At 72.2% G+C, this 25,381-nt stretch carries 15 protein-coding genes and 1 tRNA gene; 12 read left to right on the top strand and 4 right to left on the bottom strand.

All coding sequences use genetic code 11. The features are described 5' to 3' along the window. The first annotated feature begins 179 nt into the window (after window positions 1-179). The 5 genes from topA to ACFV9W_RS20320 all read left to right on the top strand — a co-directional run bounded on the left by topA (window position 180) and on the right by ACFV9W_RS20320 (window position 9,561). A complete protein-coding gene (topA, locus tag ACFV9W_RS20300; protein ID WP_385762747.1) occupies window positions 180-3,011 on the top strand; it encodes a type I DNA topoisomerase in 2,832 nt (943 codons plus the stop codon). A 139-nt stretch (window positions 3,012-3,150) separates the two neighbouring features. Continuing rightward, window positions 3,151-6,279, top strand: a complete 3,129-nt coding sequence (tmk, locus tag ACFV9W_RS20305) for a dTMP kinase (protein WP_385762749.1) — start codon at window positions 3,151-3,153, stop codon at window positions 6,277-6,279. Between the two features lie 94 nt (window positions 6,280-6,373). Beyond that, window positions 6,374-7,579 carry a DNA polymerase III subunit delta' gene (locus tag ACFV9W_RS20310; RefSeq protein ID WP_385762751.1) on the top strand — a complete coding sequence of 402 codons (1,206 nt, stop codon included), beginning with the start codon at window positions 6,374-6,376 and terminating at the stop codon, window positions 7,577-7,579. A 236-nt stretch (window positions 7,580-7,815) separates the two neighbouring features. After that, window positions 7,816-9,393 carry an alpha/beta hydrolase gene (locus tag ACFV9W_RS20315; protein ID WP_385762753.1) on the top strand — a complete coding sequence of 526 codons (1,578 nt, stop codon included), beginning with the start codon at window positions 7,816-7,818 and terminating at the stop codon, window positions 9,391-9,393. Window positions 9,394-9,487: 94 nt separating this feature from the next. Next, a tRNA-Thr gene (locus ACFV9W_RS20320) sits at window positions 9,488-9,561 on the top strand. Between the two features lie 74 nt (window positions 9,562-9,635). On the opposite strand, the gene ACFV9W_RS20325 is transcribed toward ACFV9W_RS20320, so the two are convergent. Next, a complete protein-coding gene (locus ACFV9W_RS20325) occupies window positions 9,636-11,261 on the bottom strand; it encodes an MFS transporter (protein WP_385762755.1) in 1,626 nt (541 codons plus the stop codon). A gap of 197 nt (window positions 11,262-11,458) precedes the next feature. Beyond that, entirely contained in the window at window positions 11,459-11,923 is a 465-nt protein-coding gene (locus ACFV9W_RS20330) for a MarR family winged helix-turn-helix transcriptional regulator (RefSeq protein ID WP_385762758.1), read from the bottom strand. Window positions 11,924-12,497: 574 nt separating this feature from the next. Between ACFV9W_RS20330 and ACFV9W_RS20335 the strand changes: the two genes are divergently transcribed. The 6 genes from ACFV9W_RS20335 to ACFV9W_RS20360 are packed head-to-tail and all read left to right on the top strand — an operon-like array spanning window position 12,498 to window position 21,483. Next, on the top strand, window positions 12,498-14,246 hold the full coding sequence (locus ACFV9W_RS20335; protein ID WP_385762760.1) for an acyl-CoA dehydrogenase family protein: 1,749 nt from the start codon (window positions 12,498-12,500) through the stop codon (window positions 14,244-14,246). 1 nt (window position 14,247) lies between these two features. After that, complete coding sequence (locus ACFV9W_RS20340; protein WP_385762762.1) at window positions 14,248-14,541, top strand: acyl carrier protein; 294 nt, start codon at window positions 14,248-14,250, stop codon at window positions 14,539-14,541. Next, the gene (locus ACFV9W_RS20345; protein WP_385762763.1) at window positions 14,538-18,482 is read left to right on the top strand and encodes an amino acid adenylation domain-containing protein; all 3,945 of its coding nucleotides are present in this window, start codon (window positions 14,538-14,540) and stop codon (window positions 18,480-18,482) included. The genes ACFV9W_RS20340 and ACFV9W_RS20345 overlap by 4 nt, the downstream gene beginning before the upstream one ends. Next, window positions 18,469-18,930, top strand: a complete 462-nt coding sequence (locus ACFV9W_RS20350) for an SRPBCC family protein (RefSeq protein WP_385762765.1) — start codon at window positions 18,469-18,471, stop codon at window positions 18,928-18,930. Before ACFV9W_RS20345 ends, ACFV9W_RS20350 begins: the two co-directional genes overlap by 14 nt. Beyond that, complete coding sequence (locus tag ACFV9W_RS20355; protein ID WP_385762767.1) at window positions 18,927-20,207, top strand: beta-ketoacyl-[acyl-carrier-protein] synthase family protein; 1,281 nt, start codon at window positions 18,927-18,929, stop codon at window positions 20,205-20,207. Before ACFV9W_RS20350 ends, ACFV9W_RS20355 begins: the two co-directional genes overlap by 4 nt. A gap of 1 nt (window position 20,208) precedes the next feature. Next, a complete protein-coding gene (locus tag ACFV9W_RS20360; protein WP_385762769.1) occupies window positions 20,209-21,483 on the top strand; it encodes a beta-ketoacyl-[acyl-carrier-protein] synthase family protein in 1,275 nt (424 codons plus the stop codon). Between the two features lie 25 nt (window positions 21,484-21,508). On the opposite strand, the gene ACFV9W_RS20365 is transcribed toward ACFV9W_RS20360, so the two are convergent. Both ACFV9W_RS20365 and ACFV9W_RS20370 read right to left on the bottom strand, forming a co-directional pair. After that, the gene (locus tag ACFV9W_RS20365) at window positions 21,509-23,197 is read right to left on the bottom strand and encodes a bifunctional 3'-5' exonuclease/DNA polymerase (protein WP_385762771.1); all 1,689 of its coding nucleotides are present in this window, start codon (window positions 23,195-23,197) and stop codon (window positions 21,509-21,511) included. A gap of 261 nt (window positions 23,198-23,458) precedes the next feature. After that, entirely contained in the window at window positions 23,459-24,301 is an 843-nt protein-coding gene (locus ACFV9W_RS20370; RefSeq protein WP_385762773.1) for a nitrilase-related carbon-nitrogen hydrolase, read from the bottom strand. 150 nt (window positions 24,302-24,451) lie between these two features. Here ACFV9W_RS20370 and bla point away from each other — a divergent pair, with 150 nt between their 5' ends. Next, the gene (bla, locus tag ACFV9W_RS20375) at window positions 24,452-25,375 is read left to right on the top strand and encodes a class A beta-lactamase (protein ID WP_385762775.1); all 924 of its coding nucleotides are present in this window, start codon (window positions 24,452-24,454) and stop codon (window positions 25,373-25,375) included. Window positions 25,376-25,381: the final 6 nt, after the last annotated feature.

Below are 25,381 nucleotides of genomic sequence, written 5' to 3' on the forward strand. Positions count from 1 at the left end.
GGGGGCAGGATCACGAGGAGTCGGGTTACCGTTCCGAGTGGCTGCTGCGTGCTTTTCCCGTTTGACACACCGGCGGGAGGTACCGTCACACTCCGCAGCAGTACCGCGGAAACGGCACGATCCCGCGGGAGAGAGCCATCGACACGGCCCCGAACCGCCGACCGGAGAGAAGAGCGAAGTTGTCCCCGACCAGCGAGACCGCACAGGGCGGCCGCCGACTCGTCATCGTCGAGTCGCCCGCCAAGGCGAAGACGATCAAGGGCTATCTCGGCCCCGGATACGTCGTCGAAGCGAGCGTCGGGCACATCCGCGACCTCCCCAACGGCGCGGCCGAAGTGCCGGACAAGTACACCGGCGAGGTGCGCCGCCTCGGGGTGGACGTCGAGCACGACTTCCAGCCCATCTATGTCGTGAACAGCGACAAGAAGGCGCAGGTCAAGAAGCTCAAGGACCTCATGAAGGAGTCCGACGAGCTCTTCCTCGCAACCGATGAGGACCGCGAGGGCGAGGCCATCGCGTGGCACCTCCAGGAAGTCCTCAAGCCGAAGATCCCGGTCCACCGGATGGTCTTCCACGAGATCACCAAGGACGCGATCCGCGCCGCCGTCGCGAACCCGCGTGAGCTGAACAAGAAGCTGGTCGACGCCCAGGAGACCCGCCGCATCCTCGACCGTCTGTACGGCTACGAGGTCTCGCCGGTCCTGTGGAAGAAGGTCATGCCGCGCCTGTCGGCGGGCCGTGTCCAGTCCGTCGCCACCCGCCTCGTCGTCGAGCGCGAGCGCGACCGCATCGCCTTCCGTTCGGCCGAGTACTGGGACCTGACCGGCACGTTCGGCACCGGCCGCGCCGGTGACCCGTCCGACCCGTCGACGCTGACCGCCCGGCTCTCCGCCGTCGACGGCAAGCGCATCGCGCAGGGCCGCGACTTCGACTCGCTCGGCCAGCTGAAGGCCGGTTCGGCGAACACGCTGCACCTGGACGAGGCGAACGCCCGCGCGCTCGCCGCCGCCCTGGAGCAGACGCAGTTCTCCGTGCGCTCCGTCGAGTCCAAGCCGTACCGCCGCTCGCCGTACGCCCCGTTCCGTACGACGACGATGCAGCAGGAGGCCTCGCGCAAGCTGGGCTTCGGCGCGAAGGCGACCATGCAGGTCGCCCAGAAGCTGTACGAGAACGGCTTCATCACCTACATGCGTACGGACTCCACGACGCTGTCGGACACGGCCGTCGCGGCCGCCCGTTCGCAGGTCACGCAGCTCTACGGCAGCGACTACCTGCCGGACAAGCCGCGTACGTACGCCGGCAAGGTCAAGAACGCGCAGGAGGCGCACGAGGCGATCCGCCCCTCCGGCGACCGCTTCCGCACGCCCGCCGAGACCGGCCTGACCGGCGACCAGTTCAAGCTGTACGAGCTGATCTGGAAGCGCACCGTCGCCTCCCAGATGAAGGACGCGGTCGGCAACAGCGTCACGGTCAAGATCGGTGGCACGTCCGCCGACGGCCGCGACGCCGAGTTCAGTGCCTCCGGCAAGACGATCACCTTCCACGGCTTCCTGAAGGCCTACGTGGAGGGCGCCGACGACCCGAACGCGGAGCTGGACGACCGCGAGCGCCGCCTCCCGCAGGTCGCCGAGGGCGACGGCCTGTCCGCCGAGGAGATCTCGGTCGACGGCCACGCCACGAAGCCGCCCGCGCGCTACACCGAGGCCTCGCTCGTCAAGGAGCTCGAAGAGCGCGAGATCGGCCGCCCGTCTACGTACGCGTCCATCATCGGGACCATTCTCGACCGTGGTTACGTCTTCAAGAAGGGGACGGCGCTCGTGCCCTCCTTCTTGTCCTTCGCCGTCGTCAACCTGCTGGAGAAGCACTTCGGCCGGCTGGTCGACTACAGCTTCACCGCCTCCATGGAGGACGACCTCGACCGCATCGCGCGCGGTGAGGCGCAGGCCGTGCCGTGGCTGCGGCGCTTCTACTTCGGTGAGGGCTCCGACGGCCAGGGCGGCGCGGCGGACGCCGGGAACGGCGACGGGGACCACCTCGGCGGCCTCAAGGAGCTCGTGACCGACCTGGGCGCGATCGACGCCCGCGAGGTCTCCTCGTTCCCCGTGGGCAACGACATCGTGCTGCGCGTCGGCCGCTACGGCCCGTACATCGAGCGCGGCGAGCGCGACTCCGAGAACCACCAGCGCGCCGACGTCCCCGAGGACCTCGCACCCGACGAGCTGTCGGTCGAGTACGCGGAGGAACTGCTCGCCAAGCCGAGCGGCGACTTCGAGCTCGGCGCGGACCCGGAGACCGGGCGCCAGATCATCGCCAAGGACGGCCGCTACGGCCCGTACGTCACCGAGGTGCTCCCCGAGGGCACCCCGAAGACGGGCAAGAACGCGGTGAAGCCGCGCACGGCCTCGCTCTTCAAGTCCATGGCGCTCGACACGGTGACGCTCGCCGACGCCCTGAAGCTGATGTCGCTGCCGCGCGTCGTCGGCCAGGACGCCGAGGGCGTCGACATCACCGCGCAGAACGGCCGGTACGGCCCGTACCTGAAGAAGGGCACGGACTCGCGCTCCCTGGAGACCGAGGACCAGATCTTCAACATCACGCTGGAAGAGGCCCTGGAGATCTACTCCAAGCCGAAGCAGCGCGGGCGCGCGGCCGCCAAGCCGCCGCTGAAGGAGCTCGGCACCGACCCGGTCAGCGAGAAGCCCGTCGTGGTGAAGGACGGCCGCTTCGGCCCGTACGTCACCGATGGCGAGACCAACGCGACGCTGCGCTCGGCGGACTCCGTGGAGGAGATCACGGCCGAGCGCGGGTTCGAGCTGCTCGCCGAGAAGCGGGCGAAGGGCCCGGCCAAGAAGAAGACCGCGGCCAAGAAGGCGCCCGCCAAGAAGACCGCCGCGAAGAAGACGGCGGCCAAGAAGACGGCTGCCAAGAAGACGACCACGGCGAAGAAGACCGCGGCCAAGAAGACGACGACCGCGAAGACGGCCGCCAAGAAGACCGCTTCGGCCGAGTAGTCGGCCAAGTGGTCGGCCGGGCGGTCGGCGAGTGGCCGGCGGCTCGGCGGAACGAGTGCCTCCCCGTGATCCGTGCGGGGAGGCGTTCACACCGGGAACACACCTTCGGTGTGTCAGCGGGTCCCTATAGGCTGGACGAATGACCCGTGCCGAGCAGCCAACGGACCCCAACACGGCCCCAGACGACGCCCTGGTCGCGGACTCCCGAGAGCGTGCGGTGCGCGCCCTGTTGCGCGTACCCCAGTTGAAGCGACTGTGGTCGGCGCAACTAGTCGGCGGAGTCGGCGACGTGATCGGGCTGCTCGTCCTTGTGGTGCTGGCGGTGCAGACGGCCATCCCCGAGGAGTCCTTCGGCGGTGGATACCGGGGCGTCGCCCTCGCCGTCGCCGCCGTGTTCGGCGCGCGCATCCTGTCGACGCTGCTGTTCGGCGCCGTCCTGCTCGGACCGCTGACCTCGCTGACGACGCCGGGCGGGCCGCTCGACCGGCGCTGGACCATGGTCGGCGCCGACGGCGTGCGGGCCGCGCTGCTCATCGTCGCCCCCCTGTGGATCGACTGGCTGCCGGACAACGCGCTGGCGATGCTCCTCGTGACCGCGTTCGTCGGCGGCGTCGCCGAGCGCTTCTGGACCGTCGCCAAGGCGAGCGCGGCGCCCGCGCTGCTGCCCCCGCCGCCGCTGGAGGGCGCGGCCGTGCGGCCGCTGCCCGACCACACGGACGCGCTGCGGCGGCTCTCGCTGCGCACCGGATTCGTCGCCGTGCCGCTGGGCGCGGCCGGCCTCGTCCTCGTGACCCTCGTCCAGAACCTGATCGCGGCGGGCGTCGACTGGTTCGCCTCGCACCAGGTGGCACTGTCGTCCTACGTAGGGGCGGGCCTCTTCGCCGCTTCCCTGTCGGTCGTCTTCTTCCTCGAACTGCCCGACACGCAGACCCCGCGCGCGCGGTCGCCGCTGGAGGGGCTGCGCAGGCCGAACACCGGTACGGGCGTGGACAAGGGCCGCACCGGCGCGATCCGGCTGCTCGTGCTCGCCTGCTCCTGTGTCGCCGGGGCGATCGCGGCGGCCGTGGCCGTGTCCGTGCTGCACGCCAAGGACCTGGGCGGGGGCCCGGTCACGTTCGGCCTGCTCGTGCTCGGCCTGACCGGCGGCACCGTCGTCGGCATCCGCACGGCGCCCAAGGTGCTGCCGCCGCTGTCGCGGCGCCGCCTCTTCGCGCTGGCCATCGCGCTCACGGGCATCGCGCTGCTCGCGGCCGGCCTGGTGCCGGACGTGACGAGCGTGATCCTGCTCGTGACGATCGCCGGAGTCACCGCGGGCATCGCGGCGAACACCGGCCACGCGCTGCTCGACCAGGAGACCGAGGACCGCCGCAGGGCGCGCACGACCGAGCACCTTCAGGCCGTCGTACGGGTGTGCGTCGCGCTCGGCGCGCTGCTCGCGCCGGTGCTCGCCGCGCTGATCGGTCCGCACCACCTGGAGAGCGGAAAGTTCGTCTTCGCGCACGGGGGCGCCGCGTTCACGCTGATGCTCGTGGGCGCGCTGCTGCTGCCCGTCGCCGCGCTGGTGCTCGCCAAGGCCGACGACCGCAGCGGGGTGCCGCTGCGGCACGACCTGCGGGACGCGCTGCTCGGCGGGAACGACCCGGAGCAGGCCCCGGCCGCGACCGGCTTCTTCATCGCCCTGGAGGGCGGCGACGGCGCCGGAAAGTCGACCCAGGCCGAAGCGCTCGCCGAGTGGATCCGCGGCAAGGGCCACGAGGTCGTCGTCACGCGCGAGCCGGGCGCGACGCCGGTCGGCAAGCGGCTGCGGTCGATCCTGCTCGACGTCTCGTCGGCCGGTCTGTCGCACCGCGCCGAGGCGCTGCTCTACGCCGCCGACCGCGCGGAGCACGTCGACACGGTCGTGCGCCCGGCGCTCGAACGAGGCGCCGTGGTCATCTCCGACCGCTACATCGACTCGTCCGTCGCCTACCAGGGCGCGGGCCGCGACCTGTCGCCGACCGAGGTCGCCCGCATCAACCGCTGGGCCACCAGCGGCCTCGTACCGAACCTGACCGTGCTGCTCGACGTCGACCCGGAGGCCGCGCGCGAGCGGTTCACGGAGGCGCCCGACCGGCTCGAGTCGGAGCCGCTGGAGTTCCACACGCGCGTGCGCTCCGGTTTCCTGACGCTGGCGGCGGGCGACCCCGGCCGCTACCTGGTGGTCGACGCCGGGCAGGAGCCCGAGGCCGTCACCACCGTCGTCCGGCACCGGCTCGACATGCTGCTTCCGCTCTCCGAGGCCGAGATCAAGGCGCAGGAGGAGGCCCGGAAGGCCGCCGAGGAAGAGGCGCGCCGCAAGGCCGAGGAAGAGGCCGCCCGCAAGGCGGAGGAGGAGCGCCTGGAGCGCGAGCGCCAGGAGCAGCTCGCCAAGCTGCGCGCCGAGGAGGAGGAGCGCAAGCGCCGCGAGCTGGAGGAGGCGCAGCGCCTGGAGGCCGAGCGGCAGGCCGAGGAGGCCCGGCAGCGCGCCGAGGAGGAGCGCCGCAGGGCCGAGGAGGAGCGGGCCCGTCTCAAGGCGGAGGCCGAGGCGCGCGCCGCCGAGCAGGAGCGGCTCCGCAAGCAGGCCGAGGACGAGGCGCGGCTGCGGGCCGAGGCCGAGGAGCGGCGCCTGGAGAAGCAGCGCAAGGCCGAGGAGGCCCTGCTGCGCGCGGAGGAGGCGCGGCGGCTCGCCGCCCAGGCCGCGGAGCAGGCGCAGCGCAGCGCGGGCGCGCCGACCGCGAACCTCCGCAAGGTCGAGCTGCCGAGCGAGGCCCCGGGCGACGAGGCCGCTCGTGGCGCAGCGGTTGATGCGGGCGACGCGGTTCCGGACAACGCAGTTCCGGACAACGAGACGACCGTGCCGACGCCGATCGTCGACTTCACCAAGGCTCCGGAGCCGTCCTCGGACGCCGCGGAGACCACGGTGCTGCCGCAGTACCGGGACACGGCGGACGCCGAGGAGACGACGCAGCTGCCGCAGCCGCCCGCGCCCGGCGCGGCGGACGAGACGGCGGTCCTGCCGCAGGTGTCCGAGCCGGCGGACCGGGTGCCGAGCGGCTACTTCCGCGACGAGCGGGAGGGGTCCAACGAGCGTACGGCGGAACTGCCCCAGGTCGACGAGAACGGCAGGCCGCGGCGGCCCCGGCCCGACTGGGCGGAGGAGACGCCGCTGGACGACCTGCCGTCGCTGGCGGACGAACTGCTCGGCGGGCAGGCGGACGAGGACGACCGGGGCGGGCGGCGCCGCAGGTAGGCCGCGCCCCGGGCCGGACCACGGTTCCGGTGATGTCAGTGGCGACCGGCACAATGGGGTGCGCTGAGATCGGCAGGAAAGGGACGGTGGCCGCATGGCCGTGTGGGACGACCTGGTCGGCCAGGACCGGGTGATCGCGGAGCTGAGCGCGGCCGCGCGGGACGCGGACGCCCTGGTGACGGCGGCCGCCGCCGACACCCCGCCGCCCACCGCGTCGAAGATGACGCACGCCTGGCTGTTCACCGGTCCGCCGGGAGCCGGCCGGGAGACCGCGGCCCGCGCGTTCGCCGCGGCCCTCCAGTGCGTCAGCCCGGACCGCGCCCTCGGCGGAGCCCCCGGCTGCGGATTCTGCGACGGGTGCCACACCGCGCTGCTCGGCACGCACGCGGACGTGTCGACGGTGGCCGCGGTCGGCTCGGAGATCCTCGTCAAGGACATGCGTGACACGGTCCGCAAGTCGTACACGGCACCGGCCGTCGGCCGCTGGCAGGTGATCCTCGTGGAGGACGCCGAGCGGCTCAACGAGAAGTCGGCGAACGCGGTGCTGAAGGCCGTCGAGGAGCCTGCGCCGCGCACCGTGTGGCTGCTGTGCGCGCCTTCGGTGGAGGACGTCCTTCCGACGATCCGCTCCCGCTGCCGCCTGCTCACCCTGAGCACGCCCGCCGTCTCCGCCGTCGCCGACATGCTCGTACGACGCGACGGCATCGAGCCGGATGTCGCCGCCGCCGTCTCCCGGGCCACGCAGGGCCACATCGACCGGGCCCGCCGCCTGGCCACGGACCCGCGCGCGCGGGAGCGCAGGGCCGCCGTCCTGAAGGTGCCGCTGCGGGTCGAGGAGGTCGGCGGCTGCCTCAAGGCGGCGCAGGAACTGGTGGACGCGGCCGCCGAGGACTCCAAGCAGCTCGCCGAAGAGGTCGACACCAAGGAGACGGAAGAGCTGAAGGCGGCGCTCGGCGCGCAGAGCGGCGGGCGGATGCCGCGCGGCACCGCCGGAGTCATGAAGGACCTCGAGGACATGCAGAAGCGGCGCCGCACGCGTTCGCAGCGCGACAGCCTCGACCTGGCGCTCACGGAGCTGACCGGGGTCTACCGGGACGTGCTCGCGATGCAGCTCGGCTCGCGCGTGGACCTGGCCAACGTCGAGATCCAGGACACCTTGGAGCGGGTCGCCCGCGGTACGTCGCCGGAGTCGACGCTGCGGCGGATCGAGGCGATCGGGGCGTGCCGGGTGGCGTTGGACGGGAACGTGGCGCCGCTGCTGGCGGTGGAGGCGATGACGATGGCGCTCCGCGCGGGTTAGCGGTCGGGTGCGGGGAGCCGCTCCCACGCGGGGCTTGATCTGGCCGACTGAGCCTTGGGCAATCTGCCGCCTAGTGGGGTCTCCCCTGCTCGGAGCTTGTCGGAGAGCTTGGGGAAGGCAGGGTGGGCAAGGCGGCCCCCGGCGCCGCGCGCCGATACGTCGGCCCAGCCCCGCGTGGGCACCCCCTCGCCGATACGCAATGTGACCAGTCACCCGCGGAGCGTTACGCTCGCTCGATGTACTCCTGGCGCCACCCCCTCGCCCCACGCCGCCGTCCCGCCGCGCTCGCCGTCGCCGGTGGGCTGCTGCTCGCCGCCATCTCCGCCTGCGCTTCGGGCAGTTCGGGGAGCCCGGGTTCCTCGCTCGCCGCGCTGCCCCGCGCCACACCGGCCGACCTGGCCCCGTATTACGACCAGTCCCCGAAGTGGCACGAGTGCGGCGTGCCAGGATTCGAGTGCGCCACCCTCAAGGCGCCGCTCGACTACGACAAGCCGTCCGCCGGCGACATCGACCTCGCCGTCTCCCGCAAGAAGGCCACGGGCCCCGGCAAGCGTCTCGGTTCGCTCCTGGTCAACCCGGGCGGCCCCGGCGGCTCCGCGATCGGCTACCTCCAGTCGTACGCGGGCATCGGCTACCCGGAGAAGGTCCGCGCCCGCTACGACATGGTCGCCGTCGACCCGCGCGGCGTCGCCCGCAGCGAGCCCGTCACCTGCCTCGACGGCAAGCGGATGGACGCGTACACACAGACCGACGTCACCCCCGACGACACGGCCGAGCAGGCCCGCCTGACCGCCGCCTTCAAGGGTTTCGGCGCCGGCTGCGAGAGCTCGGACCGGACGTCCGGCCGGGTCCTGCCGCACGTCTCCACGGTCGAGGCGGCCCGCGACATGGACCTGGCACGCGCGGCGCTCGACGACGAGAAGCTCAACTACGTGGGCGCCTCGTACGGGACGTTCCTGGGGGCGACGTACGCGGGCCTCTACCCCGAGCGGGTCGGCAGGCTCGTCCTGGACGGCGCGATGGACCCCTCGCTGCCCGCGCGCGAGATGAACGAACAGCAGACCGCCGGCTTCGAGACGGCGTTCAAGTCCTTCGCGAAGGACTGCGCGAAGCGCTCCGACTGCCCCCTCGGCACCGGCACGCCCGCCGCGTCGAGCAAGCGCCTCAAGGACTTCTTCACCACCCTCGACCGCAAGCCGATCGGCACCGGCGACGAGCGCGGCCGCAAGCTCGGCGAGGCCCTCGCCACGACCGGCGTGATCGCCGCGATGTACGACGAGGGGTCGTGGCCGCAGCTGCGCGAGGCGCTCACCGCTGCCATGAAGCACAAGGACGGCGCGGGCCTGCTCGCCCTCTCCGACAGCTATTACGAGCGCGACCCCGACGGCACGTACTCGAACATGATGTTCGCCAACGCCGCCGTGAACTGTCTCGACCAGCCCCCGTCCTTCACCTCGCCCGAGGAGGTCGAGAAGGCGGTCCCCGACTTCGAGAAGGCCTCCCCGCTCTTCGGTGAGGGCCTCGCCTGGTCCTCCCTGAACTGCGGCTACTGGCCGGTGAAGGCGACGGGCGAGGCCCACCGCATCACCGCCGACGGCGCCGCCCCCATCGTCGTGGCCGGCACCACCCGCGACCCGGCCACCCCCTACCGCTGGGCGAAGTCCCTCGCCTCCCAGCTCTCCTCCGGCCGCCTCCTCACGTACGACGGCGACGGCCACACGGCGTACGGCCGCGGCAGCGCCTGCGTGGACGGAGCGATCGACGACTACCTGCTGACGGGCACCCCTCCGGCCGACGGAAAGCGCTGCTCGTAGTGCGTGTCCCCTGGTCATAAAGGCTGTACGGAGCACCCCCGCGGAGCGTGTAGGATTGGCGACGTTGCTGACGCACTCCGGTGCGCGTGGCGGCGCCGCCTTAGCTCAGATGGCCAGAGCAACGCACTCGTAATGCGTAGGTCTCGGGTTCGAATCCCGAAGGCGGCTCAGATACAGAACCCCAGGTCGGATCCATTCCGGCCTGGGGTTCTGTCGTGTTCAGGGACTTGCGGGCGGCGGTGTCAGGCCGGCGTCGCCCCGACCGCCTCGTCGTCCTCGTGCGTGGCATGGGCATCGTCCACGTCCGGCGGGATCGTGGAGAGGGCGCTGGCGTGGAGGTCCTTGGTGCGGAGCATCAGGAAGCCGATGGCGGCCGCGATGAAGCCGAGGATCGCGCTCAGGGTCATGGCGCCGTGGAAGGCGGACATGAAGGCGTCCTGGGCGGCGGGCAGGACCTCGTCGCGCAGGGGGCCCGCCGCGGCGGCCACCGCGTCGATCGAGCCGGCGCTGATGCCGTGCGCCGCCTCTTCCGCCGCGGCCGGGCCCATCTGCTGACCGGCCGCCGAAGCGGCGAACTCCGTGGTCACCCGGTGTTCGAAGAAGGCGCCCACGCCGGCGATGCCGACCGCGATGCCGACCTGCTGGAACGTCTCGTTGATGCCGGACGCGACGCCGGACTTGGACGGTTCCGCGACGCCGATGGCGAGCGCCGCACGTGCCGGGTTGAAGGCGCCCATGCCGAAGCCGGCGATGACCAGGGCGGGGATCAGGACCGTCCACGAGGAGTCGGCTTCCGTGAGGTTCAGGAAGAGGATGCCGGTCGCCATGACCGCGGTCGAGCCGCCGAGGAGGATCCTGAAGGGGACCTTGCCGATGAGGCCGCCGCCGATCGCGCCCGCCACGAACATCGCGAGCGTGAGGGGGAGGAAGCGCAGGCCGGTGCCCCAGGCGTCGACGTGCAGGACGTTCTCCAGGTAGCTGGTCTCGAAGAACACCGAGGGCAGGGCCGCCGCGTTGCCGATCATGGCGACGAGGGAGATGCCCACGAACGTGGGGCTGCGGAAGAACGCGGGGTCGATCAACGCCCGTTCGCCCAGGCGGCGTTGGATGAGCGCGAACAGCAGCAGGAAGACGGCGCTGGCGGCGTAGAGGCCGAGTGTGGCGGGGCTGGTCCAGCCCTCGCGGGGCGCGCGGATGGTCGCGAAGACCAGGGCGGCGAGCGCGACGCTGAACGTGGCGAGGCCGGCCCAGTCCGTGGGGTGGGCGCGCTTGTTGAGCGATTCGCGCACGCGCAGGGCGCCGAAAGCGATGGCGAGGATGCCGATCGGCACGTTGATGTAGAAGATCCAGCGCCAGGACAGCGTGTTGATGAGCGAGCCGCCGATCAGCGGGCCCGTCGCCACCGCGAGGCCGACCGCCGCGCCGAACACCGTGAAGGCCGTGGCCCGTTCCTTGCCGTGGAACTCGTGGCTCAGCATCGAGGGGCCGACCGCGAACATGACGGCCGCGCCCACGCCCTGGACCGCGCGGTAGAGGCTCAGCGCCGTGGCGTCCCCGGCCAGGCCGCAGGCCAGCGAGGCGGCGGTGAAGAGGGCGAAGCCCCAGAGGAAGAGCTTCTTGCGGCCGACCCGGTCGGCGAACGAGCCCGCAGCGACCAGGAAGATCGCCAGCGTCAGCGCGTAGGCGTCGAAGACCCATTGGAGGTCGGCGAAGCTGCTGCCCAGGGACTTGTGGATCTGCGGCAGGGCGATGGACACCACGCTCAGGTCGAGCATCAGCATGAAGGTGCCCAACGCGACGATGCCGAGCGTCCACCACCTCGTGGGCGATAACGGCGATAACGGCGTCAACGCGCGTGCTGTGGACATGGTGGGACTCCCCCTAGTGGATCAATCCAGTCAATCGAGCCGGCGAACCGAGCCAGTCGATCAACTGGATCTGTCGATAGTTGGAAAGTTAGATGATTGGAAATCCGGGCGTCAAGGTGTCCCGCGTCTAGGTGGTCGAGGCATGAAAAAGTCCGGGTCGGGGGTCAACCCCGCCCGGACTGTGGTGTGTTGATGCCTCAGTCGGCGCAGACCGACGCCGGCCAGCGGCCCGCCAGGACCTTGCCGAGCGCGTCGCGCAGCGCCTCCCGCTCGCCCTCCGCGAGCGCGCCGAAGAACGTCGACTCGACCTCCGTCGCCACGCGGTCCGCCTCCGCGAGCGCCGCGCGGCCCGAGTCGGTGAGGATCAGGCTGTAGCGGCGCCGGTCGGCGGGGTTGCGCCTGCGCTCGACGTGCTGGTTGCGCTCCATCTCGTCGATCACGGAGACGACCGTGGTCGGGTCGAGGTTGAGGACCTTGCTCAGGTCCTGCTGGGAGAGCTCGGGGCCACCGGCGAGGGACGCGAGCACGAAGAAGTACCGGCTGCGCATGCCGACTTCGCCCAGCGCGCGCTCCACGTCCTCCACGATCAGCAGGCCCGCCTTGTGCAGCAGATAGCCGGGGCGCTCGGCGATGGGGAAGTCCTTGCGGGGTGATCGCGCCATGGGTGGGCTCCCTCGTTCGTGGCCGTCGTTCGCCGGCAGTCGTTCGTCGGCAATCTCCATCGTCGAAGGTACCAACGTTCCCTGGGGTGTCACCCCTCCCGGCCTGGGGCGGAGCGGTCCGGCGGACGGGCGCACGGAACTCATTCCTCCGTAACTCAAAACCATCTCTTTACCTTCCGGGAAAGGGAACTGGTCATTCTTGAGGCGTAATTCGAGGTCAGGGTCCGGGCAAGGGCTTACGTGCGGGAATATCATTCCGGGTCGACGCGCGGTGATGTGGTCACCGTCACTGATTGTGTACGTTCGGCTGCTGCTACGGTCGAGTACGAAAACGGGGGACGGGCTCAGCGAGGCCCGTCAAAAAAGGAGCTCGCCGGGTTCTGGCCGATGCTCCACATTCGCCATGCGGGGGCACTTCGAAATCACTCAGTCTGCTGTTACGCGCCTTTCTGTGTGCGCCTCTGCTGTCTTGAGTCTTGATTTGGAGCGATTGATGACAGATGTGATCTGTCTTGCGGAATCTCTTGAAAGGTGGCTCGGGGATCCCGAGCACGAATCCAATTCGACCTCTTTCGTGCGCGCTCTGGAGCTCGACGAGCGCGAGGAACTGCCGGCCGCTGGAATCGATCAGCTGCGTGCCTTTGGGTTCCACCGGTACTTCGTTCCCGAACGCCTCGGCGGGGAACTGCGGTCCACGGAGGAACTGCTGACGCTCACCCGCGTGATCGCGCGCCGCGACATGAATGTCGCCGTGAGCGAGAGCACGCAGGTGTGGATGACGCTCGTGTGGATCGGCGGCGACGCCGAACAGCGGGCGAAGTACGCGGCCACGATGGTGCGCGGCGGGGTCGTCCCCTGCCTCGCGTACTCGGAGCCGGGGCACGGGGCGGACCTCGCGGCCAATGAGTTCGCGGCCACCCCGGAGCGGCTCCCGGACGACGGCGCCCACCCGGCCGACCAGTCCGACCAGTACGTCCTGACCGGCGAGAAGTGGCCGATCAACCGCGGCCGGACCGCCACCCACGTCGTCCTCCTCGGCACCACGGGCGACGAGCGGACCCCGGCCAAGCGCAGGCAGTCCATGTTCCTCGTGGACCGGGCGGCCGTCGCGACCGGGGAGGTCACGGGCGTGCCCCGCGTCCCCACGTACGGGCTGCGCGGCTGCGACATCAGCGGGGTCGCCTTCGACCGGGTCCGGGTGGGCGCGGCGGAGCGGATCGGCGCCGAGGGCGACGGGCTCGAACTGGCGCTGCGAGGCCTGCTGATCACCCGGACGCTGTGCACGGGCCTCTCCCTCGGCACCGGCGACACCATGCTGCGCACGGTCGGCGAATTCCTGTCGCGGCGTTTTCTGTACGAGGGCGTGGCGGGCGAAATCCCGTACGTCACGGAATCCCTCGCGAACGCGTATCTGAGCCTGCTCGTCGCGGAATGCGAGAGCCTCGTGGCGATGCGCGGACTGCACCTGTTCACCGAGGAGTTCAGCGTCTGGGGAAACGTGAGCAAGGTCCAGGTGGCCCGCCTCGTCGACGGGAACGCCAGGAACCTGTCCCGGACTCTCGGCGCCCGCTCCTACCTGCGCGCCCCCGAGCACGTGGGGATCTTCCAGAAGATGCTGCGGGACGGCGCGGTGGTGTCCGTCTTCGACGGCAGCGAACCGGTCTGCCTCGACAGCATCGCGCTCCAGCTGCCCGCCATGGCCAAGGCCCACGCGCGTGAGCGGACCGGCGAGGACTGGGGTGCGCTGTTCGACCTGCGGGCCGCCCTGCCGCCCTTCGAGCCGGACCGGGTGAGCGTGTTCGGCCGCGGCAGGGACGCGACGCTCGCCGCGCTGCCCGAACTCGTCCGCAGGCTCGACGCTCTGAGCCCGGATCCTGGCGGCCTCGACGAGCGGCGGATCGCGGCCCTGCGGGCCGGGGCCGAGCGGCTGCGGCAGCAGCTCGACGCGCTGTTCGCGCAGGTCGGGGAGGTGCGCGCGTCCGGCGCCCGGCAGGCGCCGGGAAACGGAAAGGGCACCCCGCCCCGGCTGATCCGCCTCGCCGAGGAATTGTGCGCCCTGCACGCAAAGGCCTCCGCGCTCGGTGTGTGGATATTCAACCGGGATCATCTCGGTGAATTCTTCGCCGACGGAGCGTGGCTGGAGGCCGCCCTGGACCGGAATCGGATCCATCGGTACGAGACGGGCGATCTCGATCCGGCGATCGCGGGAAAGCTCTTCGCCCGCATGAACTCCCAGCGCGTGAACAACGAACTCTTCTCCATCCGGAAAGTGCGTCTCGCGGAACGCGGCGCACGCGAGGCGACATCGGAAAGGCACGGCTGAAATGAGTACGAAGAACATGACGATCGACGACGTGAAGAACATCCTCATCGGTGCCGTGGCCGCCGAAGCGGGCCTCGCCCCGCAGGAGTTGGCGACGGACCGCACCTTCACCTCGTACGGGCTCGACTCCATGGCGGCGCTCACCGTCGGCATGGAGATCGAGGACGCCTGCGGGCTCGTCGACCCGCCCGTCGACCTGATGTGGACGCACCCCACGGTGGACACCCTCGCCGAGGCGCTCTGGCGGCTGATGAACGGGGAGCCCGTCCCCGCGGTTCAGGAGGGCCGGTCATGACCACCACGACCGTCAACGCGCAGCAGGCCGGGCTCTGGTTCATCCACGAGGCGGACCCCGAATGCGCCGCGTACCACGTGGTGTTCGGCGCCGAGGTCACCGCCGATCCGGCACTCGGGCCCGCGGTCGGGGCGATCCTCGACGATCTGATACGCGAGCACGAAGCGTTACGGGTCTGCTTCCGGGGCGCCGACGAGCTTCATGTCGCGGAGTCCGTGGCCCTCGACGTGCAGCACACCGACGCGCGGGGCCTCGACCCGGAAGCCCTGCGGGACCGGGTGCGCGCCGACAGCCGGGAGCCGTTCGACCTGGCGCGGCCGCCGCTGTGGCGCGTGCACCTGTACCGGACCGCCGAGCGGACCTGGGTGTTCGCCGTCGTGCTGCACCACATCGCCGTGGACTTCTGGTCGCTCGCGCTGCTGCTGTCCGAGGTGCGCGCCCGACTGGAGGGCGTGGAGGGGCGGTTCGCGCTCGACGGCGGGGCCTTCGCCGCGTACGCCGAGCAGCAGGAAGCCTTCCTCGCGAGCGGGAGGGCGAAGGAGCTTCTTGCCGGCGAGGCGGAGCGGCTTGCCGATGTGCCGCCAGGGCTCGATCTGTACGGGGACCTGCCGCGCCCGCCCGTTCCGTCCTACGACGGGGGCTCGGCGCCGTTCGCGCTGTCGGCCGAAACGACCGAGGGCGTACGGGAGTTGGCGCGCGAGCTGTCGGCGACGCCGTACATGGTGCTGCTGTCCGCATACTTCGTGCTGCTCAGCCGGCTGAGCGGGCAGTCGGACATCGTCGTCGGCACCCCCAGCTCGGGGCGTACGCAGCGCCGGTTCCGGGACGCCGTCGGCAACTTCGTCAACACCGTCGTCGTACGCGGCGAGGTCGACGAGACGGCGAGCTTCCGCGAGCTGGTCACCGAGGTGCGTTCGCGGACCACGGAGGCGATGCGGGCGCAGGAGCTGCCCTTCCCCTGGCTCGTACGGGAGTTGGCGCCGCCGCGCGACCAGAGCAGGACGCCGCTGTTCCAGGCGGGGTTCGCCTGGGACCGGCTGCCGTTCCTGACCGACATGGACCAGTTCTTCCTGCTGCGGCCCGACCAGGAAGCGGAGTTGAGCGTCGCGGGTGCGAGCTTGCGGCCCTTCCCGCTGCCGCAGCAGGAGGGGCAGACGGACCTGTGGGTCGAGATGGGCGGGGAGCGGGACGGCGCGTACGCGGGGGTACTGCGCTACAACACCGACATCTTCCGCGCGGGCACCGCACGCGAACTCGCCGCCACCTTCGTCACGGCCGTCGAGACCCTGGTCGGCCGGGCGGACACGCCGATGGAGGGCCTGAGCAGGGGAGACGCCCGGCAGCGCGAGCTGCTCGGGGAGCGCGGGACGGGCCCGGAGCGGGAGCTGCCGGACGCCACGCTGCCGGACCTGGTGCGCGAGCAGGCCGGGCGCACGCCCGACGCCGTCGCGGTCGTCGGCGACCGCGAGGAGTGGACGTACGCGCGGCTGCTCGGCGAGTCCGGGCGGATCGCCGCGCGGCTGCGGGCCGCCGGGGTCGCCGCGGGCGATCGCGTCGCCGTCCTTGTGGAGCGCGGCGCGCCCCTGGTGGCGGCGCTGCTCGGGGTGCTGGAGGCGGGGGCGGCGTACGTGCCGCTCGATCCGCACCATCCCGTCGACCGGCTGACGTACATGGCGCGGGACGCGGGTGCGCGGCTCCTGGTGAGTCAGGAGGGGCTGCGGGGAAGCTGGCTGCCGGGCCTGGACGTGCTGAACCTGGACGACGGCGCCGTGCCGCCGCCCGCCGCGGGCACCGCGCCGGACCCCGCCGACCTCGCGTACATCCTCTATACGTCGGGCTCCACCGGCCGCCCGAAGGGTGTCGCCATCCCGCACCGCGCGCTGGTGAACCTGCTCCTGTCCATGCGGGAGAACACCGGGTTCGGCCCGTCGGACGGACTGCTCGCGGTGACCACGGTGTCGTTCGACATCGCGGGCCTGGAGCTGTTCATGCCGCTGGTCGCGGGCGGGCGCGTGCTCGTGTGCGACAGCGTGACGGCCGCCGACGGCGCCGCGCTCGCGGCCCGCATCGAGGAGTCAGGGGCCACCTGGATGCAGGCGACCCCCACCTCCTGGCGGATGCTCCGCGACGCCGGCTGGCAGGGGAACGGACGCCTGCACGTGCTGTGCGGCGGCGAGGAACTCCCGCCCGACCTCGCCGGATTCCTGCACGGCAGGGTCGCCGCCCTGCACAACGTCTATGGGCCGACCGAGACCACCATCTGGTCCACCGAGGGCCGCGTCGAGCCGCGGGACGGCATCGACATCGGCCGCCCGCTCGCCAACACCCGCCTGTACGTGCTCGATCCGCAGGGTCGCTCCGTCGAACCGGGCTTCCCCGGTGAGCTGTGGATCGGCGGCGACGGCCTCGCCACCGGCTACTGGAACCGCCCGGAGCTGACGCGGGAACGCTTCGTCACCGGGCTCCCGGCCGCACCTGACCAGCGCCTCTACCGCACCGGCGACCGGGCCCGCTGGACCAGCGACGGACGGCTCCTGCACCACGGCCGCCTCGACAACCAGGTCAAGCTGCGCGGCTACCGCATCGAACTCGCCGAGGTCGAGGCCGCGCTGCGGTCGGCCGCCGGGGTGGCGACGGCGGTCGTCGTCGTCCAGGACGACCGGCTCGTCGGGTACGTGGTGGCGGAGGCCGGGACCGAGCCGCCCCCGCCCGCCGAACTCAGGTCGCACGTCGCCGGGTTCCTGCCGCAGTACATGGTGCCGGGGATCGTCGTCGTACTCGACGAACTGCCGCTCACCCCCAACAACAAGGTCGACCGGAACCGGCTCCCCGCGCCGACCGTGACGTCCGGCGCCGTCTTAGAGAAGCCGCGCGACGCCACGGAGATCACCCTCGCCCGGATGTGGACGGAGATCCTCGGCATCCCCGAGGTCGGCGTCCACGACGACTTCTTCGAGGTGGGCGGGCACTCGCTGCTCGCCGTCCGGCTCAGCGCGGCCATCCGCGCCCAGTGGGACGTGGAGGTCCCGGTCGCCGAGCTGCTGCGGCACGGCACGATCGCCGGACTCGCCACGCTGGTCCGCCGCGGCGGCCAGGACGGCCCGCGCACCCCGGTCGTCACGCTGCGCGAGGGCGAGCCGGGCCGCCGCCCGCTGTTCCTGTTCCACCCCTTCGGCGGCACGGTCTTCTGCTACGTCGAGCTGACCCGCCAACTGCCCGACGGGCGACCGGTGTTCGCGGTCGAGGCGCCCGGAATCGAGAGCGAGGGCGAGGCCGAGGTGAGCGTCGAGGGGATGGCCGCGCGCTACCTCACGTACCTCAAGGAACTCCAGCCGACCGGCCCCTACGCCCTCGGCGGCTGGTGCTTCGGCGGCGTCATCGCCTACGAGGCGGCGCGCCAACTGCGGGCCGCGGGCGAGGAGATCGAGCTGCTCGTCGGCATCGACAGCCGCGCCCCGATCGAGGTGAACATCCCGGACACCGCGGACGACGCGACGCTCCTGTCGTGGTTCGCGCGGGACCTCGCCGTGCCGTACGGCAAGAGCCTCGACATCCCCGCAGAGGGGCTGCGGGAGCTGGGCGGCGACGCGGCGTTCGACCACATCCTGCGGGAGGCCGCCGCGATCGGGGTGCTCGCGCAGGACGCGGACCGGGCGCAGATCCTGCGCTACTTCGAGGCGTACCTCGCCAACGGCATCGCCCTGCAGACGTATCTGCCCGAACCGGAGGAGCTGTCGCTGCTGTTGCTGCGGGCGGCGGAGGAGTCGGTCGACTACGGGCCGGGGCTCGGCTGGGAGGCGCTGGTCAAGGGGTCCTTGCGGGTCGTCGACGTGCCCGGAGACCACAACTCGGTGATGTACGCGCCGCATGCCGCGGCGGCGGCGCGGGCCGTCGCGCCGCACCTGACGGGAGACAAGGGAGCACACGATGATCAGGGCTGAGCACACCTTCGACCTGCCGGTCCCGCCCGGGGAGGCCTTCGCCCGGCTCTCCGACCCGGCGCGCGACCCCGAGTGGCAGTCGGCGTGCGTGGCGACGCGGCTGCTCGACGGGCCCGCGCGGGCCGGCGGCCGCTACGAGATCACGTTCCAGCTGATCGGGAAGCGGATGACGTTCACCGTCGAGATCAGCGAGTACGAGCCGGGGCTGAGCTCCAGGTTCCACGTGCTGGACGGTCCTTTCCACTACGTCGGCACGTACGCGTACACGGAGCACCCGGACGGGACGACCGGCGTGCACTGGACCTTCGATGTGGACCCCGGTGACTACTTCGGGGTCATGCCGCAGTCGCTCGTGAAGAAGCTGCTGGTCAGTCAGGTGAAGAAGGACTCGGGGAAGCTCGCGGCGGACCTTCGTGGCGCCGCGGTCTCCCGAAGGGGGAGGTCATGAAGGACAGCAGGGGGCGCCCGCGCGTCGTCGTCACCGGGCTCGGTGAGACGACCGCGCTGGGCGGTGACGTCGCCACCACTTGGGACGCCATGCTCGACGGGGAGAACGGGATAGCGCGGCTCGACGACGAGCCGTGGGCGGCGGATCTGCCGCCGCTGGTGGGTGGAAAGGTGCGGGTCGAGCCGGGGCCCGCGCTCGAACACCAGCAGCGCCGCCGTCTCAGCCGCTCGGCCCAGCTCGCGGTGACGGCCGCCGCGGAGGCGTGGCGGGACGCGGGTCTCGCCGACGCGTCCGTGCATCCGGGGCGGGTCGCGGTGGTCGTGTCGGCCGCGCTCGGCGACATGAGCACGATGATCAGCGGCTGGGAGGCGCTGAAGACCCGGGGCTGGAACCGGGTGCCACCGCTGACCGTGGCGATGTCCATGGGCAACGGCCCGGCCGCCGCCGTCAGCCTCGTCGTGAACGCTCAGGCGGGCGTCAACGCGACGGTCAACGCCTGCTCATCGGGCACCCAGGCCCTTGCGACGGCCGCCGCCCTCATCCGGCGCGGGGAGGTGGACGTCGTGGTGGCGGGCGGCGCGGAGGCGCCGCTGCACCCGCTCGTCCTCGGCTCGTTCTCGGCGATGCGGGCGCTGTCGCGGCGCGTCGACGAACCGGCGGGCGCGTCCCGGCCGTTCGACGCGGACCGCGACGGAATGGTCCTCGGCGAGGGCGCGGGGGTCCTCGTCCTGGAGTCGGAGCGGCACGCGTACGAGCGCGGGGCCCGGATCTACGCCGAACTCGCGGGCGTCGGCATCTCGTCCGACGCCTTCCACATGGTGCAGCCGGAGCCGAACGGCGCGGGCACCGCGTCCGCAGTGCGCTCCTCGCTCGCCGACGCCGACGTGCGGCCGGAGGAGGTCGCGCACTTCAACGCCAACGGCACGTCGACGCTGCCCGGCGACGCGGCCGAGGCGCGCGCCGTGCAGGAGGTGTTCGGGGGCGCGGGCCGGGGCCCGGTGATCACCGCGAACAAGTCGATGCTCGGGCACGGTCTCGGCGCCGCGGGGGCCGTCGAGGCGATCACCACCGTGCTCGCCCTGCACCACGGCGTGGTGCCGCCGACCCGCAACTTCGTCCGCCTCGACGAGGGACTGGCGGTCGACGTCGCGCACGGCACGCCGCGCAAGCTGGAGAGCGACCAGGTCGTCGCCGTGAAGAACTCCGCGGGCTTCGGCGGGCACAACGTGGCGCTGACCTTCCGCGGGACGCCCGCGCGGCACGCCGGAGGGGGCTGACATGGCGCGCGAACGTGTGGCGCCCGCCGTCGTCGTCACCGGCGTCGGCGCCACCACCCCGTTGGGCGGGGACGCCACGTCGACCTGGGAAGGCATGCTGGCCGGGCGCTCGGGCGTGCGGCGCCTGACGCACCCGTGGGCCGAGGAGGTCGAGGTGCGGATCGCGGCGGAGGCGGCGGTCGACCCGGCCGACGCGCTGCTGTGCGGCCCGCCGGCGCCCGCGCTCGACCGCACCGCCAGGTTCGCCCTGGTGGCGGCGCGGGAGGCGTGGGCGGACGCCGGGTTCAAGGCACCCGGGGAGGGGTGCGACGAGGTCGAACCGCACCGGCTCGGCGTCGTGATCGCCACCGGTGTCGGCGGGGTGTCCTCGCTGCTCACGCAGTACGAGATGTTCAAGCAGCTCGGCGCCGCGGGCGTCTCGCCGCACGCCCTCGGGATGCTGCTGCCGAGCGGCCCGTCCGCCGCCGTCGGCCTCGACATCGGCGCGCGGGCCGGCGCGCACACGCCCGTCAGCGCCTGCGCCTCGGGCGCCGAGGCCGTCGGCTACGCCCTGGAGATGATCAGGACCGGCCGCGCCGACGTCGTCGTGGCGGGCGGCACCGAGGCCGCGATCTGCTCGGTGAACATGGCGGCGTTCGGCAACATGATGGCGATGTCCAAGCGCAACGACGACCCGGCCGGGGCCTCGCGCCCGTACGACCTGGGGCGCGACGGGTTCGTCATGGGCGAGGGGGCGGGGGTCGTCGTCCTGGAGTCCGCGGCGCACGCCGGGCGGCGCGGCGCGCGGGTCTACGCCGAGGTGCTCGGGCAGGGCCTGTCCGCCGACGCCCACCACATCACGCGGCCGGAGCCGACGGGCCGGGGCGTCGCCGCCGCGCTGCGCAATCTGCTCGGTGCCGCGGACATCGAGCCCTCGGAGGTCTGCCACGCGAACGCCCACGCCACTTCGACGCCGCTCGGCGACATCGCCGAACTGCGCGCGCTGCGCCAGGTGTTCGGGGGCGACGCCGACCACATCGCGGTGTCGGCGACCAAGTCCATGACGGGGCACCTGATGGGCGCGGCGGGCGGCGTCGAGACCGTCGCCACCGTCCTCGCGCTGCGGGACCGTCTTGCGCCCCCGACCATCAACCTCGACGACGTCGACCCGGAGGCGGCGGCCGAGGCCGACATCGTTCGGGAGGAGCCCAGGGCGCTGCCGGCGGGGGGTGTCGCCCTGAACAACTCCTTCGGCTTCGGCGGGCACAACGTGGTGCTCGCGTTCCGGGCGGCGTGAGCGCCACTTGGACGGTCGTGGGGTGCTACTTGGCGTCCGCGTAGCACTCCACGACCGCCACTGTGAACGGGAAGCGCACCGGGGTGTCGCCGAAGGTGAGGCGGGCCGCGAGGTCGGCGGCCTCGCGGATCGCCTCGCTCACCTTCTCGGCCTCCTCCTCGGGACAGTGCACGATCACCTCGTCGTGCTGGAAGAACACCAACTCGGCTGCCATGTCCGCCAGTTCGCGGCGCAGTGCGGCGAGGACGAGCAGCGTCCAGTCGGCGGCGCTGCCCTGCACGACGAAGTTCCGGGTGAAGCGGCCGCGGGCCCGCGAGTTCGACGAGGCGTAGCCGTACGTCAACCCGCCCGCCTCCGCCGCCTGTTCGGGCTCGTCCTGCGGGATGCCGGCCTCCTCGGGCTCGGCGGCGCCGACGGCGGGCGGGCACGTCCGGCCGAGCCACGTGCGCACGAGGCGGCCCTCCTCGCCCGCGCGCGCCGCCTCGTCGACGTACGCCACCGCCTGCGGGAAGCGGCGCCGCAGCAGCGCCAGGTTCTTCAGGCCGTCGCCCGAGGTCTGCCCGTATATGGCGCCGAGCACGGCCAGCTTGGCCTGCCCCCGGTCACCGGCGAACGCCCGGTCGGAGACGGCCTGGTAGAGGTCGGCGGCCTGCCCGGAGACCTCCATGAACGCGGGGTCGCGGGAGATCGCGGCGAGCACCCGCGGCTCCATCTGGTCGGCGTCGGCCACGACGAGCCGCCAGCCCGGGTCGGCCACCACCGCGCGGCGGATGACCTTGGGGATCTGGAGCGCGCCGCCGCCGTTCGTCGTCCACCGCCCGGAAACCGTGCCGCCCGGCAGGTACTCGGGTCTGAACCGGCCCTCCCTGACCCAGTCCTGCAGCCAGGACCAGCCGTGCGCCGTGTAGATCCGGTACAGCTTCTTGTACTCGATCAGGGGCGGTACGGCGGGGTGGTCGATGCCCTCGATCTCCCAGCGGCGCGTGGAGGTGAGCTTGATGCCGGCGTGCGCGAACGCCTTGATGACGTCGGCGGGGAGGTCCGGGCGCACCGGTCTGCCGAATGCCGCTGACACTTCATCCGCCAGTTCGGCCAGGCGGCGCGGCTCCCCGCCGCCCCCGTACCGCTCGCCCAGCAGCTCGCCGAGGACCGCGCGGTGCACGTCCGCCCGCCACGGCAGGCCCGCCGCGTGCATCTCGGCGGCCACCAGCATGCCCGCCGACTCGGACGCGGTGAGCAGCCGCATCCGGCCCGGCTGGGCGGTGGCGTCCTGACGGCGCTGCTGCTCCGCGTACACGTCGACGAGGTCGGTGAGCGATACGTCGACGGGTGGGCGCGGCTCGAAGAGCGAGGACTGGGAGCCGGGGGCGGCGACGCGGGGCGGGGGATCGGGCGGGACAGGCGCGCCCTTGAGTCTGGCGAGGGCCGCCGCGGCGGAACGCGGGTCGCCGTGCCGCCCCTCGTGCGCGACCAGGAGGTTCTCGGCGGCCTCGATGTCGTAGCACCGCTCCACGCGGACGCCTGCGGCGAGCAGCTGGGGGTATACGGCGTGGGTGTCCCGCCAGACCCACCGGGTGACCTCCGGCCGGGAGCGGACGGCCGCGGCGAGGTCCGGTTCCCGTACGACCTCGCCGGCGGGCAGCGCGTCCGGGCCCAGCGGCACCAGGTCGGCGCCGCCGCGCTCGGTGGGGGCGAGAGCCCATCGCTCGGTCACGCTGCCGAGTGTCACACCCGGCACTGACAATCTTTCCGCCGCGACGTCGTTGCGGCCACGGGGCTCCGCCCCGGACCCCGCTGCTCAATCGCCGCAGGGGCTTAAAAATCCAACCCCCGCCGCTGGGCGTGAAAAACCAAGCCCCTGTGGCGAGTGGGCAAAACCAAGCCTCGGCGGCGAGTGGGCAAAATCAAGCCCCGCCGGCGATTGAGGCGCGGGGTCCGGGGCGGAGCCCCGCGAGCGCAACGCCGTCGCGGCGATTCAGCTGTCGCCGCCCTCATCAATAAGGCGGCGGACCTCCCGGTCGACCAACCCCAGCCGCGCCTCCGCCACCAGGGGCACCGCCCTCCGTTGGCGCCGCGCCTCGTGGATGTCGATGTCGACCGTCACGAGGCCCGTCTCCCACTGCGGGGCCTGCGCCACGACCGTGCCGCGTGGGTCGACGACGCGGGAGCCGCCCCAGAAGGACGCCCCGTTCTCGTTGCCGACGCGGTTCACGAAGACGACCCAGCACTGGAGCATCTTGGCCGTGTAGGAGAGGAGCGTGTCCCAGTAGAGGGTCGTGTCCATGGCCTCCGGGTCCAGCGTCGCCGCGCTGTTCGCCGGGACGAACAGGACCTCCGCGCCGTCCTGCACCGCCAGCCACGGAAGCACCGGCTGCCACGCGTCGTTGCAGACCAGCGTCGCGGCCCTGCCGTGCTCGCCGGGCAGGTCGTACGCGCGGGAGTGCTGGCCGGGGCTGACGTGCTTGCGCTCCTCCCAGGCCAGGTAGTTCGGGAGGTACAGCTTGCGGTGGGCGTGCAGCAGGGCGCCGCCCGCGTAGTAGGCGGACGTGTTGTACGCGCGCAGGCTGGTGTGTTCGTGCAGGCCCACCATGACGTCCGGGCCGTCCGGGGACGTGAGGCCGAGGAGCCGGGGATCGTTCGTGGCGATCGACGTGTCCGACTTCAGGCCGCCGAGGTGATAGCCGTGCAGGCTCAGTTCGGGAAAGACGACGAGGTCCGCCCCCTGGGCCTTGGCCTGCGCGATCTGCTCGCGGGCCGTGTCCAGGTTGGCGTCCACTTCGCCGAGTTCGCAGTCGGTCTGCGCCAGTGCCACTCTCATGCCCCCGAGCCTCGCATGTCGCGGCGGCCCCTGGCATCTCGGTGGTCCCCGGCATCTCGGTGGGCCGCAACCGTTCGGGTGTGCGGAACCGTCCTCGTATCCGAAACGTTCAAAAAGATCATCGTCGCGCAGAAAGGACCACCCCCCACCGTGTCCACCACCCGCCGCGCCATCCTCACCACCGCGACCGCCGTCGGCGCCACCGCGCTCGCAGGCACCGCTTCCGCCGCCCCCCGACCGGCATCCGGCACCGCGCACGCCGCCGGGCCGGCCGACGGCCGCTTCAAGGCCCTGGAGCGCAAGCACAGCGCCCGCCTCGGCGTGTACGCGCACGACCTCGGCAGCGGGCGCACCGTCCGGTACCGCGCCGACGAGCGCTTCCCGATGTGCTCCACGTTCAAGACGCTCGCCGCCGCCGCCGTGCTGCGCGACCTCGACAAGGACGGGGAGTTCCTGGCCCGCCGCGTCCACTACACGCAGGCCGACATCGACCGCGCGGGCGGCGCTCCGGTCACCGGGAAGCCGGAGAACCTCGCGCAGGGCATGACCGTCGCCGAACTGTGCGGCGCCGCGATCTCGTACAGCGACAACACCGCGGCCAACCTCCTCATGGAGCGCCTCGGCGGCCCCACCGCCGTCACCCGCTTCGTCCGCTCGACCGGCGACCGCACGACCCGCCTCGACCGCTGGGAGCCCGAGCTGAACTCGGCCGAGCCGGGCCGGATCACCGACACCAGCACGCCCCGCGCGATCGGCACGACGTACGCGCGGCTGGTCCTCGGCGACGCCCTCGACCCGGCCGACCGCGACCGGCTGACCAAGTGGCTGCTCGCCAACACCACCAGCGGCGAGCGGTTCCGAGCCGCCCTGCCCGCCGACTGGGTGCTCGGCGACAAGACCGGCACGGGCCGGTACGGCACCGCCAACGACGTCGGCATCGCCTGGACGCCGGACGGGGCGCCGGTGATCCTCTCCGTCCTGTCGACCAAGCCGGACAAGGACAAGGACACCGAGGGCGACAGCCCGCTGGTGAAGCGGGCCGCCGAACTGATCGTGGAGTCCCTGGCCTCGTAGGGCTGG

This window comes from Streptomyces sp. NPDC059897 (assembly GCF_042730865.1).
GTDB lineage: Bacteria > Actinomycetota > Actinomycetes > Streptomycetales > Streptomycetaceae > Streptomyces.

Coding starts and splice junctions, on each gene's coding strand:
- tmk (WP_385762749.1), top strand. CDS start 3,151: ATGACCCGTGCCGAGCAGCCAACGGACCCCAACACGGCCCCAGACGAC.
- ACFV9W_RS20310 (WP_385762751.1), top strand. CDS start 6,374: ATGGCCGTGTGGGACGACCTGGTCGGCCAGGACCGGGTGATCGCGGAG.
- ACFV9W_RS20315 (WP_385762753.1), top strand. CDS start 7,816: ATGTACTCCTGGCGCCACCCCCTCGCCCCACGCCGCCGTCCCGCCGCG.
- ACFV9W_RS20325 (WP_385762755.1), bottom strand. CDS start 11,261: ATGTCCACAGCACGCGCGTTGACGCCGTTATCGCCGTTATCGCCCACG.
- ACFV9W_RS20330 (WP_385762758.1), bottom strand. CDS start 11,923: ATGGCGCGATCACCCCGCAAGGACTTCCCCATCGCCGAGCGCCCCGGC.
- ACFV9W_RS20340 (WP_385762762.1), top strand. CDS start 14,248: ATGAGTACGAAGAACATGACGATCGACGACGTGAAGAACATCCTCATC.
- ACFV9W_RS20345 (WP_385762763.1), top strand. CDS start 14,538: ATGACCACCACGACCGTCAACGCGCAGCAGGCCGGGCTCTGGTTCATC.
- ACFV9W_RS20350 (WP_385762765.1), top strand. CDS start 18,469: ATGATCAGGGCTGAGCACACCTTCGACCTGCCGGTCCCGCCCGGGGAG.
- ACFV9W_RS20355 (WP_385762767.1), top strand. CDS start 18,927: ATGAAGGACAGCAGGGGGCGCCCGCGCGTCGTCGTCACCGGGCTCGGT.
- ACFV9W_RS20360 (WP_385762769.1), top strand. CDS start 20,209: ATGGCGCGCGAACGTGTGGCGCCCGCCGTCGTCGTCACCGGCGTCGGC.
- ACFV9W_RS20370 (WP_385762773.1), bottom strand. CDS start 24,301: ATGAGAGTGGCACTGGCGCAGACCGACTGCGAACTCGGCGAAGTGGAC.